The organism is Flavobacterium ajazii, assembly GCF_010614725.1.
In the GTDB taxonomy this organism is placed as follows: Bacteria; Bacteroidota; Bacteroidia; order Flavobacteriales; family Flavobacteriaceae; genus Flavobacterium; species Flavobacterium ajazii.
In genome coordinates, this window is the sequence record NZ_JAAEHL010000002.1 from 617,320 (window position 1) to 628,843 (window position 11,524).

Here is an 11,524-nt window from a genome sequence, read left to right on the forward strand (position 1 = left end):
AAATATAAAACTTAATATGGATACCCGGTAGTTATTTTAAAAATCAATAACGAAAAATAGATATAATTAAAAACAATATCACATTTTATGTGTAATTTGTATAAAATATAAAAAAAGCCTGCACTATCTGGGAAAAAACAAATCATATAATCTTAGCAATTGAATCTAATTTCTATATTTGTAAATGTGAAAATCACATTTATTAAATTTAGACAATCAAAATGAAAAAACTAAAAGGGATTACGTGGAATCATACCAGAGGTCTGTTGCCGATGGTTGCCACAGCTCAACGTTTTACAGAGTTGAATCCGGATATAGAAATCAGCTGGGAGAAAAGAAGCTTACAGGAATTTGCAGATGCTTCGATTGAAGACTTAGCCAAAAGATTTGACCTGCTTGTTATCGATCACCCATGGACAGGATTTGGTGCCGATACCAAAACCATTTTACCATTATCAGATTATCTTTCTGCCGAATATATAAAAGATCAGGAAACCAATACCGTGGGTAAATCTTATGGAAGTTATGTCTTTCATAATAAATTATGGGCTTTACCAATAGATGCAGCAACTCCTGTTGCAGCTGCAAGATTAGACATTTTAGAAAAACAGGGATTAAAAGTTCCACAGACTTACGATGATTTATTGGCTTTAGCCAAAAAAGGACTGATCGCTTTTGCAGGGATTCCGGTAGATTCATTAATGACTTTTTACTCTTTTTGCTGTAGTTTAGGTGAAGACCCTTTTCAATCACAGGAAAAAGTAATTTCTGTAGAAACAGGAAAAAAAGCTTTACAAATGCATCGCGAACTGGCTCAGTTAATGAATCCGACAAATTTTAATCGCAACCCGATTCAGGTGTATGAGGCCATGGTCAATTCGGATGAAATTGCCTATTGTCCTTTTGCGTACGGCTATTCTAATTATTCGAGAAGTGGTTACAGCAAAAATCTGCTTCACTTTTATGATTTGGTAAAATTGAATGATAAACCGATGATCAGTTCATTAGGCGGAACCGGTTTGGCTGTTTCTTCTTTCAGCCAGCATATTCCGGAAGCGATGAAATATGCTGAATTTACAGGATCTTCTCAGGTACAACAAAATATTTTTTCAGATAACGGGGGACAGCCTGGGCATTTACAAGCGTGGAAGAATGACCGAATCAACGGGGTAACTCATGATTATTTCAAAAACACATTACCTGCTTTAGAAAGAGCTTTTTTAAGACCAAGATATTCAGGACACATGTATTTTCAGGATCATGCTGGTGATGTAGTTCGTGATTATCTGATGAACGGAGGTGATGAAGAAGCTGCTTTATCTGCAATGGATACACTTTACATCAAGTCTTTAAACTTATAACACTATGAGACCATTAGAAGGATTAGTTGTATTGGAGTTCTGTCAATTTTTGGCAGGACCTTCTGCTGGATTGAAGCTTGCCGATTTAGGAGCAAGAGTTATTAAAATTGAACGCCCCATAAAAGGTGAAGCCTGTCGCCAGTTAAGCATCAAAGACCTTTTTGTTGACGACAGCAGTTTGTTGTTTCATACTATCAACAGAAATAAAGAATCATTTGCAGCCGATCTTAAAAATCCTGAAGATTTAATTTTAGTAAAAAAACTAATCGCCAAAGCTGATATTATGACTCATAATTTCAGACCCGGCGTAATGGATAAAATCGGTTTGACATTTGAAGATGTTTTGAATATCAATCCAAAAATAATTTACGGAACCATAACCGGTTACGGAGATAAAGGTCCCTGGGCAAACAAACCGGGACAGGATTTGTTACTCCAGTCACTTTCAGGATTAAGCTGGCTTAGCGGCAGAAAAAGTCAGGAACCTGTTCCGTTTGGTCTGGCTGTAGCAGATTTAATGTGCGGGAATCATTTCGTTCAGGGAATTTTAGCGGCATTATTGAAAAGAGCCAAAACCGGAAAAGGAGTTTTGGTTGAAGTAAGTTTACTGGAATCGGTTTTGGACGTTCAGTTCGAAGCTATTACTTCTTACCTAAATGACGGAGGACAACAGCCACAACGAGGAGATGTAAAAGGAAGTGCACATGCATTTTTAAGCGCACCTTATGGTGTGTATCCAACTAAGGAAGGATATCTTTCTTTGGCTATGGGCGATTTGCTTTTTATTGGAAATACTTTAGGAGTTGATTTAAATAAATATGCTGATAAACATTTGTGGTTCTCTCAAAGAGATGAAATCAGGGAAATATTAGCTGAGAAATTATTGACTCAAAAAACGGATTATTGGATTGAATTACTTCAAAAGGAAGGAATCTGGTGTGGCAAAGTACTTAATTACCAGGAATTAGACAGCCAGCCTTTTGTAGAGGAATTACAATTAAAACAAACAGTTAAAAATTCGGAAGGAGAAACCTTGGTTACTACAAGAAGCCCGATTCAGCTGGATGGAGAAATTTTGGTTAGTCCAAAAGCAGCTCCAAAAGTTGGAGAAGACAATTTAGCTATACACGAAGAGTTTATTTATTAAAATTGTTTAACCGTTGAGTCGTTTATTTGTTAAATCGTTTTGTCATCAGTTAAACAAAAAGATACTCAAAACACAATTCAACGGTTAAACAGTTAAACGATTAAACAAAAAAATGAAACCATTAGAAGATTATTTAATAGTAGATTTTAGCCAGTTTCTTTCGGGCCCTTCAGCAAGTTTGCGATTGGCAGATTTGGGTGCACGTGTAATAAAAATTGAGAAACCGGGAACAGGCGATATTTGCAGAACCTTATACACATCTGATTTGATTATGAACGGAGAGTCTTCCGTTTTTCATACCATCAACAGAAACAAAGAATCGTTTGCTATTGATTTTAAACAAACAGACGAACTCGAAAAATTAAAAAAATTATTAGCAAAAGCTGATGTTGTGATCCATAATTTCAGACCTGGCGTAATGGAACGCGTAGGTTTGAGTTATGATGAAGTCAAAAAAATAAATCCTAATATCGTTTATGCCGAAATTTCAGGCTATGGTACAAAATCCGAATTAAAAGATTTACCGGGACAGGATTTATTATTACAATCTCTGACAGCCTTAACCTGGCTGAGCGGAAATCAGGAAGATGGCCCCGTACCAATGGGATTATCAATTGTAGATATGCTGGCGGGTGCACATTTAGCACAAGGAATTTTAGCTGCTTTGTATAGAAAAGCAACTCATAATATTGGAGCAAAAGTTCAGGTAAGCATGCTGGAATCTGCTTTTGATTTTCAGTTTGAAACGATTACCACGTTTTTTAATGACGGTGGTGAATTACCAGTAAGAACGAAATCTAACAATGCCCATGCTTATTTAGGCGCACCTTATGGAATTTATAAAACCCAAAATGGCTATTTAGCTTTAGCAATGGGATCTATTCCGGTTTTAGCTTCGCTTTTAAAATGTGATGCGCTATTACAATTTCCGGAGAATAAATTTGAATTAAGGGATGATATCAAAAATATTTTAGCCGAACATTTACAGACTCAGGAAACCCAGTTTTGGCTCGATATTTTAGAACCTGCTGATATTTGGTGTGCTAAAGTTTTGAATTACAAACAGCTTTTTGCTGAAGAAGGATTTCAGGTTTTGAATTTTACACAAAGCGTTGAAATGCTCGACAATTACAAATACAAAACTACCCGATGCCCGATTAAAATTGACGGAGAAATTTTTACATCAGGAAAAGGTTCTCCAAAATTAGGACAGGACAATGAGAGAGTTATTAAAGAATTTATAGTCTAATAATGGAAAAGTTAAGAATCGCTGTCCGGAAATTTGATCCTTTTGAAAGTACATTGCAAAAGCTATGGGATTCTTTCTGCCTGAAAAACAACATCACTATTAAAGCAGAAATGATTCCGCTGGAACTGCACGATTTATATGAAGAAACCATTACCAATAAAGGTTTAATAAACGGCAACTGGGACATCGCACACATTAATACCGACTGGATTTTTGATGCTGCAAATGAAAGAGCAGTTCTGGATTTAAACCTATTGATTGCTGAAAATCCGCCATACAATTATCCTGAAGGCTGGCATCAGTCTTTATTGCATTTACAACAGATCAACAACGGCACTTACGGACTCCCTTTTCATGATGGTCCTGAATGTCTGATTTATAGAAAAGATTTATTTGAAAATCCAATTGAAAAAGAAAATTTCAAAAAACAATTTGGTTATGAACTGCATCCTCCAAAAACCTGGGAGCAATTCACTCAGATAGCCGAATTTTTCGACCGTCCTGATCAAAATTTATACGGTTCTGTTTTTGCCCATTATCCTGACGGACATAATATGGTTTTTGATTTCTGCCTGCAATTGTGGACCAGAGGAGGCTCTTTATTGAACTCCCAAAATCAAATCGATATTCACCACAAGGCAGCGATTGAAGCTTTGGATTTTTACAGAACTATAGCCAACAATAAAAAAGCCATTCATCCGCAATCCAAAGATTTTGGTTCAGTTGAAGCCGGTATGGCTTTCGCCAAAGGTGAAGCGGCAATGGCAATCAACTGGTTTGGATTTGCCTCAATGTGTGAAGTAATTGAAGAATCGAAAATAAAAGGAAAAGTAGATATTACGGAATTACCACATGATGAAAACAATAAAACGGCTTCACTGAATGTGTATTGGTTATATACCATTGGTACAGGAAGCAAACATCAAAAACTGGCATACGATTTTCTGCGATTTTCCACTACGCCTGAAAGCGATAAATTGCTAACTAATGAAGGCGGGATAGGATGCAGAAAATCAACCTGGAATGATATTGAAATCAACAAAACTATTCCGTTTTATCATAAACTGGAAACATTGCATGAAAACGCTTTAACCTTACCACAAACGCCGGTTTGGCCAAAAGTAGCCGAACTGATTGACAAAATGGTTTTAAAAGCTTTAGAAAGTGATATTCCATCTCAAAATTTATTACAAGAAACACAGAATGCTATTCTGCAAATTATATAATTATGAATATTCCATATAAACCCTTGTTACCGGAAACAAAACAGCCAATTATTATTATTGGCGCGAGCGGTATTGTAAAAGATGCCCATCTGCCTGCTTATAAAATGGCTGGCTTTTCGGTTTTCGGAATTACAAACAGAACGGTAGCAAAAGCACAAGCAATGGCTGAAGAATTTGGTATTCCAAATGTTTTTGAAAATGTAGCCGAAGCTGTAAAAAATGCGCCATCGAATGCGGTTTATGACATTACCGTATTACCTGATCAATATATCGAAATACTGGAACAACTTCCAGATGGCGCTGCGGTACTGATTCAAAAACCGATGGGAAATGATTTGGCACAGGCCAAAGAAATTGTTGCCGTTTGTGAAAGAAAAAAATTAGTTGCCGCTATTAATTTTCAGTTGCGATTTGCTTCTTTTGTTAGTGCAGCACGCTATATGATCAATCAGGGAATCATTGGAGATTTGTATGATTTAGAATTTAAAGTAACGGTAAACACCCCTTGGGAATTGTTCCCTCTGATTAAGGAACATCCAAGATTGGAAATACTTTTTCACAGCGTACATTATATTGACTGCATTCGTTCGTTTTTAGGGAATCCAAAAGGAGTATATGCTAAAACGACTAATCATCCTTTGAAAAAACTATCATCTTGCCGTTCTTCGATTATTCTGGATTACGGTGATTCGATGCGAGTGGTTATTAATACCAATCACGACCATCATTTTGGTCCAAAACATGAAGAAAGCTACATCAAATGGGAAGGAACAAAAGGAGCAATCAAAGCCAAAATGGGCTTATTGATGAATTACCCTGACGGTATGCCGGATGAATTTGAGGTTGCTTTAGAAAAGGATGGAAACCACGAATGGGAAAAAATCAAGCTGGAAGGTTCCTGGTTTCCGGAAGCTTTCATTGGTACAATGTCAAACCTAATGCGCTTTAAAGAAGGGTCTGATGATAAATTATTAGCAAGTGTGCAAGATGTTCTTGACACTATGAAGGTTGTTGAAGCCTGTTACATCAGTAATCAAAAAGGAGGAATTCCACTAAATGACTTGTAACAACGATTGCCCGCGTTAACGATTGAAGCGGCATCCTTTTTTGGCTTTTTCTGCCAAAAAAGATACAGCGGAAAGCGTGTTAAAACGCCCAAAAAATTATATAAATATAGTGATTAGTGAAAAGTCATTAATAATTAGCCGCTAAGCTAGTCACTAAGAACTAATCACTAAGGACTAAAAAAACTAAAAACATGTATTTCAAATCCACATTTTTCGAAGACTATCAACTTAATGATAAAAGAGTTACATTAGGCAGAACTATTACTGAAACTGATTTTGTAGTTCATGCAGGTCATACCGGCGATTTTTTCCCGCATCACATGGATGAAGAATGGTGCAAGACACAGCCTTTCGGACAGCGAATTGCCCACGGAACAATGGTTTTCAGCATTGGCATCGGTCTGACGGCATCTGAAATAAATCCGGAAGCTTTTTCCAAAGGTTATGACAGAATGCGATTTGTGAAACCGGTTCACATTGGTGACACCATTCATTCTGAAATTACCATTTCAGAAAAAGGAGAAGCCAAAAAACCGGATATGGGAACTGTGACGGAGCACGTAGAAATCATCAACCAGCGAGGTGAAGTGGTTTTGGTATGTGACCACCTTTTATTAGTAAAAAAGAAATAATCCTAAAATAAAAATCTAACTATGCAAGTAACCAACCAAACAGGCGACCAACACGAAGTGCCAACAGAAGGCGGAAAAGGAAATCAATATCTTTTACCTTTCATTTTAATTACCAGCTTATTTTTCCTTTGGGGAATGGCGCACAATTTGGATTCTATTTTGATTCCTCACTTAAAAAAAGCATGCGAATTAAACAACAGTCAATCCACATTGATTGATACTGCAGTCTTTTTTGCTTATTTTATTATGGCAATTCCTGCCGGAATGCTCATTAAACGATTTGGTTATAAAAACAGTATCATTATTGGTTTATTGGTTTTCGCTGCAGGGGCTTTTTTATTTGTACCGGCAGCAAACTCAAGAGCATATGAACTATTTTTATTTGCACTATTTGTTATTGGCTGTGGATTAACTATTTTAGAAACCAGTGCGAATCCTTACGCGGCTATTTTAGGTCCTGCAGAATCATCTTCTAAAAGATTGAATTTAGCAGCTTCTTTTAATGGATTGGCTGCAATGGTAGCTCCAATTGTTGGTTCATTATTTATACTCTCCGGAACGAATCATACTCCTGAACAAATGGCAGCAATGCCGGAAGCATCAAAAGCTGCCTATTTATTAGAAGAAGCTTCAGCAGTAAAACTACCTTACATTATTTTAGGAAGTGTATTGGTATTGGTTGCTATCTTATTTTATTTTATGCATTTACCATCAATGAAACCAAAGCATACAGAAGTAGAAGTTAAACCCGGTTTTTTCTCTGTTTTAAAATTTTCTCATTTAAGCTGGGCAGTTGTAGCACAATTCTTTTATGTAGGTGCTCAGGTTTGTATTACAAGTTTCTTTATCCGAATTGCACAACAAGGTGCCGGATTAGATGAAAAAACAGCCGGTTACTATCTTGGTATTTATGGATTCCTGTTTATGGCAGGACGTTTTATTGGGACTTTCTTTTTGAAGTTTGTTAAAGATTATGTTCTTCTTTCTATTTATTGCGTAGCCAGTATTTTACTTTGCTTAGTAGCCATTTATGGATCCGGAATTGTAGTTATTTACGCTTTAGGGGGAATTGGTTTCTTTATGTCAATTATGTTTCCAACTATTTTCTCTTTAGGATTGGTAGGATTAAAATCCAATACAGAAACTGGTTCATCATGGCTTGTAATGTCTATTGTCGGTGGTGCAATCCTTCCTTACGCAATGGGAACTTTAATTGACATGAAACATGACGATATTCAGTCTGGATATATCATTCCTTTGGTGTGTTTTGCAATTATCCTTTATTTCGGAGTATTTGGACATAAAGTAAAAAAAGTCATTTCTTAGTTAATTTTCAATTATTTTTATAAATTTCCAAGGAGCAATAATGTTCCTTGGAAATTTTATTTTTAAACTTTATCATTTCATAAATCTAACATGAAAAAAACTCTACTTACCTTTTATTTCTTACTTATTAGTTTCAGCATGACTTTACATGCTCAAAAAAATAAAACTTATGATATTGTCGTAGCTGCTGATGGGAGTGGTAACTACACAAAAGTTCAGGACGCTTTTAATGCTGTACCTGATAATAGTTCTAAACGCACTATCATTTTTGTAAAGCCTGGTACGTATAAAGAAAAATTAAAACTAACGGCAGGAAAGAAAAATATATCTTTAATTGGCGAATCTTATAAAAATACTATTCTTACTTATGATGATTATGCTGAAAGAGCTGGAGGAACTAGCAAATCATTTAGTGTTCTAATTGAAGCAAATGACTTTCTTGCAGAAAACATCACTTTTGAAAATACTATTAGTAGTGAGTTACCTGAGTATAAAAAAGGTGGTCAGGCAGTCGCTTTAATGGTCAATGGTGACAGAGCAATATTCCACAAATGCAAAATGAGCGGTTTTCAGGATACTTTTTATCTTAAAGCAAATAAGAGAACCTATATCAAAGATTGTATCATTGATGGAACAACAGACTTCATTTTTGGCGCAGGTATAGCCTTGTTTGAAAATTGTGTTATCCAATGCAGAAAAGACTCTTACATCACTGCCGGAAACCATGAGGCAGGAAAAAGTAAATATGGTTTTGTATTCAAAGATTGTGTCATAATGAAATATCCAAAAGCAGCCATTTCAAAAGTATCTCTTGGAAGACCTTGGGGAGCCGGTGCAAATACAGTTTTTATCCATTGTTACGAAGAATCAGCTATAATTCCTGAAGGCTGGTCGATATGGTCCAAAGATCCTGAAAATAAAGCTTATGACAACTGGAAAACTTCTTTCTATGCCGAATATGATTGTTTTGGTCCAGGTTCTGACACCGATAAACGTATTTCATGGTCGCGCCAGTTAAATAAAACCGAAGCTGAAGAATATACCAAAGAAAAAATATTTGCAGCAAACACAACGACTGCAAGTAATCTGGAAGGCGACTGGAATCCGATAATTGAAAAAGACAAATGTGATTCTATTTTACCTTCAAAAAAAGCGAAAAATGCCGATTCAAATTTTGAAAAAGCATTCAACTAAAAGAAAAACATAAAAAACCTTTAAGCGCATAGCATTTAAAGGTTTTTTATGTTTTAAATCTTATACATTTATTAGTCCCATAACAAAAGCTGTTTTTAAAGCTTCGGTTGTATTCGCAACCTGTAGTATTTGAATTATATTTTGTCTGTGGCGGCGAACAGTATAAACCGAGATATTTAACAAACTTCCAATCTGATCGCTATTACTTCCCTTCGCAAGATGAGCCAAAATTTCTAGTTCTCTTTTAGAAAGCAGACTTTCTGCGTAAGGTTTGTATTTATCTGATGTTATAGTGTCTCCTGTTCTAATGTTCACAATTTTACCTTCAATTCCGTTTCGAAATTCAGAATTAATAGATGGTGCATATAAACACAATGCAAATAAAACGCTTCCATTAGGTGATATTTTAAGATACATGGTCCGATGATTAATATAGCGCACATTTTTCTCATCAGAAGAGCGTAAACGACTAAAAGTACTGTAATTTCTATATTCTTCTTCAGGGAGACTTTTAAGATATTGAAAAAAATGAAGTTCTAATGCATGACGTTCGATTACATCATCCGAATTTAGCTTATCAAATATACAATCCTCAAAAGCTGAATCTATAAACAAATCACCTAAAGGAAGTCCAAAGAATTTACCAAAATTACCCGCATAAATATAACTACAGTCAGCCTGAAAATCCGAAAGTACCGCTACGCATTGCTCTACGGAAACATAAGCAGCAGTCATTTTTTTATAATCTTCTATATCGAGTATTTCGTCATCCAAAAAAGTTTGTTTTAATAAAGTAGAAGTCAACTGATCTTCGATGGATATGTTTGCCATAGTACTCAAATAAATTGGTTAATTTTAGGTATTGTCGATATTCGAAGCAGGGTGTAAATTTGAAAAACTAAGTTAGACTATTTATACCTTTAACAAAAACATTATGAAATCTAAATCCTTTATCTGTTGCAGCCTTTTACAAATTATTTTATTTACAGGATGTAACAATATTTCTAAAGAAAATAAAACTACCGAAAACGCAGCTGCGAAAACAAAAGATTCAGCGATTGTCAGTGGAACTCCATGCGATATTAAACTAAGTCAAATCCACTTTACAAAATCAATTAATGGCGCTGATACCCTGGCAAAAGTGGATAAAACAGAAAACATACTATTCAATGTAGGCGAGAAAAAAGATTATTTTTCAGATCCAAATAATAAACTATCAAATAATTCGGCCCCTATTCTTTTATCCAAACTTGATAATACAAAGCCTTTTACAATTACAGCAAAAGTAAGCCCTGAGTTTACTAAACGCGGTTTGTACAATGCCGGAGTATTATACTTATATGTAAACGATAGTTTTTATCAAAAATTTTGTTTCGAACAGGATGAACGCGGCAACCATAGAATTGTCACAGTTCGTACAATAGGAACCTCAGACGACAACAATCATGATGTTGTCAAAGCGAAAACAGTATACATGAAAATTTCATCAGATACAGAAACAGTAGCCAGCTATTATTCACTTGATAATAAAAATTGGCAAATGGTTCGTTTATACAAGAACAATTATCCATCAGAAATTTGGACAGGAATCAGCGCACAATGCCCGGTTGATAAAGGAACCACAAGTTATTTTGAAAATATTAGCTTAGAACAAAAAAGCGTAAAAGATTTTCGTTTAGGAATCTAAAAATATCAAAAGCTACTATTACAAAAGCGGGTCTATAAATGATTCGCTTTTTTTAGTGTAACATCTATCATAAGAAGTCATTATCATGGAAAGATCAAATCCATATTTCATAAACCCAAAAAAGCGTAATTACATTTATTTAGTAATTACGCTTTTTTTTGTTTTGGTACTCAGAGCGGGACTTGAACCCGCACGAACATTGCTGTTCACTGGATTTTAAGTCCAGCGTGTCTACCAATTTCACCATCCGAGCATTGTGTGGTACCTCCAGGGATCGAACCAGGGACACATGGATTTTCAGTCCATTGCTCTACCATCTGAGCTAAGGTACCTCTCATTTTAAACAAAAAACCCTTCCCGCTACCGGGAAGGGTTTTCAAAGAAAGGCGACGACATACTCTCCCACAATAATGCAGTACCATCTGCGCAGGCGGGCTTAACTTCTCTGTTCGGGATGGGAAGAGGTGAGCCCCGCCGCAATAACCACCTTAAGGTCATTCGCTGCAAGCAGCTTTTAATTATTAATTATCAATTATAAATTGTTAATTATCAATTAAGCAATATTTTAACATACTGAGATAAAGAAAAGTAAAATAGTTTAGAAAGTTTCCTCCCGAGCCTTGCGGCCCGGGAAA

Annotated in this window: 10 protein-coding genes, 2 tRNA genes and 1 rRNA gene; 9 read left to right on the top strand and 4 right to left on the bottom strand. The window is 35.7% G+C overall.

The window, feature by feature from the left end; all coding sequences use genetic code 11:
• Positions 1-221 precede the first annotated feature (221 nt).
• The 8 genes from GWR14_RS05370 to GWR14_RS05405 all read left to right on the top strand — a co-directional run bounded on the left by GWR14_RS05370 (position 222) and on the right by GWR14_RS05405 (position 9,202).
• On the top strand, positions 222-1,361 hold the full coding sequence (locus GWR14_RS05370) for an ABC transporter substrate-binding protein (RefSeq protein WP_163408035.1): 1,140 nt from the start codon (positions 222-224) through the stop codon (positions 1,359-1,361).
• Positions 1,362-1,365: 4 nt separating this feature from the next.
• Positions 1,366-2,508, top strand: a complete 1,143-nt coding sequence (locus GWR14_RS05375; protein ID WP_163408036.1) for a CaiB/BaiF CoA transferase family protein — start codon at positions 1,366-1,368, stop codon at positions 2,506-2,508.
• 112 nt (positions 2,509-2,620) lie between these two features.
• Positions 2,621-3,757 carry a CaiB/BaiF CoA transferase family protein gene (locus GWR14_RS05380; protein ID WP_163408037.1) on the top strand — a complete coding sequence of 379 codons (1,137 nt, stop codon included), beginning with the start codon at positions 2,621-2,623 and terminating at the stop codon, positions 3,755-3,757.
• Positions 3,758-3,759: 2 nt separating this feature from the next.
• The gene (locus tag GWR14_RS05385; protein WP_163408038.1) at positions 3,760-4,983 is read left to right on the top strand and encodes an extracellular solute-binding protein; all 1,224 of its coding nucleotides are present in this window, start codon (positions 3,760-3,762) and stop codon (positions 4,981-4,983) included.
• Between the two features lie 2 nt (positions 4,984-4,985).
• On the top strand, positions 4,986-6,050 hold the full coding sequence (locus GWR14_RS05390) for a Gfo/Idh/MocA family protein (protein WP_163408039.1): 1,065 nt from the start codon (positions 4,986-4,988) through the stop codon (positions 6,048-6,050).
• A 191-nt stretch (positions 6,051-6,241) separates the two neighbouring features.
• A complete protein-coding gene (locus GWR14_RS05395; protein WP_007809657.1) occupies positions 6,242-6,682 on the top strand; it encodes a MaoC/PaaZ C-terminal domain-containing protein in 441 nt (146 codons plus the stop codon).
• 21 nt (positions 6,683-6,703) lie between these two features.
• Positions 6,704-8,008 carry an L-fucose:H+ symporter permease gene (gene fucP / locus GWR14_RS05400; protein WP_163408040.1) on the top strand — a complete coding sequence of 435 codons (1,305 nt, stop codon included), beginning with the start codon at positions 6,704-6,706 and terminating at the stop codon, positions 8,006-8,008.
• A gap of 90 nt (positions 8,009-8,098) precedes the next feature.
• A complete protein-coding gene (locus tag GWR14_RS05405) occupies positions 8,099-9,202 on the top strand; it encodes a pectinesterase family protein (protein ID WP_163408041.1) in 1,104 nt (367 codons plus the stop codon).
• 60 nt (positions 9,203-9,262) lie between these two features.
• Here GWR14_RS05405 and GWR14_RS05410 read toward each other — a convergent pair whose 3' ends face one another.
• Positions 9,263-10,033: a response regulator transcription factor gene (locus tag GWR14_RS05410; RefSeq protein ID WP_163408042.1), complete on the bottom strand. Its 771-nt coding sequence runs from the start codon at positions 10,031-10,033 to the stop codon at positions 9,263-9,265.
• A gap of 103 nt (positions 10,034-10,136) precedes the next feature.
• Here GWR14_RS05410 and GWR14_RS05415 point away from each other — a divergent pair, with 103 nt between their 5' ends.
• Positions 10,137-10,889, top strand: coding sequence for a DUF1349 domain-containing protein (locus tag GWR14_RS05415; protein WP_163408043.1), 753 nt, complete (start codon positions 10,137-10,139; stop codon positions 10,887-10,889).
• 164 nt (positions 10,890-11,053) lie between these two features.
• On the opposite strand, the gene GWR14_RS05420 is transcribed toward GWR14_RS05415, so the two are convergent.
• The 3 genes from GWR14_RS05420 to rrf all read right to left on the bottom strand — a co-directional run bounded on the left by GWR14_RS05420 (position 11,054) and on the right by rrf (position 11,380).
• Positions 11,054-11,142, bottom strand: a tRNA-Leu gene (locus tag GWR14_RS05420).
• 6 nt (positions 11,143-11,148) lie between these two features.
• Positions 11,149-11,221: transfer RNA gene (locus GWR14_RS05425), tRNA-Phe, on the bottom strand.
• Between the two features lie 49 nt (positions 11,222-11,270).
• Positions 11,271-11,380 (bottom strand): 5S ribosomal RNA (gene rrf, locus GWR14_RS05430).
• Between the last annotated feature and the right edge of the window lie 144 nt (positions 11,381-11,524).

What these genes read in the sequence shown, in the direction of transcription:
- GWR14_RS05370 (WP_163408035.1), top strand. Translation starts at nt 222, where the DNA reads ATGAAAAAACTAAAAGGGATTACGTGGAATCATACCAGAGGTCTGTTG.
- GWR14_RS05375 (WP_163408036.1), top strand. Translation starts at nt 1,366, where the DNA reads ATGAGACCATTAGAAGGATTAGTTGTATTGGAGTTCTGTCAATTTTTG.
- GWR14_RS05380 (WP_163408037.1), top strand. Translation starts at nt 2,621, where the DNA reads ATGAAACCATTAGAAGATTATTTAATAGTAGATTTTAGCCAGTTTCTT.
- GWR14_RS05385 (WP_163408038.1), top strand. Translation starts at nt 3,760, where the DNA reads ATGGAAAAGTTAAGAATCGCTGTCCGGAAATTTGATCCTTTTGAAAGT.
- GWR14_RS05390 (WP_163408039.1), top strand. Translation starts at nt 4,986, where the DNA reads ATGAATATTCCATATAAACCCTTGTTACCGGAAACAAAACAGCCAATT.
- GWR14_RS05395 (WP_007809657.1), top strand. Translation starts at nt 6,242, where the DNA reads ATGTATTTCAAATCCACATTTTTCGAAGACTATCAACTTAATGATAAA.
- fucP (WP_163408040.1), top strand. Translation starts at nt 6,704, where the DNA reads ATGCAAGTAACCAACCAAACAGGCGACCAACACGAAGTGCCAACAGAA.
- GWR14_RS05405 (WP_163408041.1), top strand. Translation starts at nt 8,099, where the DNA reads ATGAAAAAAACTCTACTTACCTTTTATTTCTTACTTATTAGTTTCAGC.
- GWR14_RS05410 (WP_163408042.1), bottom strand. Translation starts at nt 10,033, where the DNA reads ATGGCAAACATATCCATCGAAGATCAGTTGACTTCTACTTTATTAAAA.
- GWR14_RS05415 (WP_163408043.1), top strand. Translation starts at nt 10,137, where the DNA reads ATGAAATCTAAATCCTTTATCTGTTGCAGCCTTTTACAAATTATTTTA.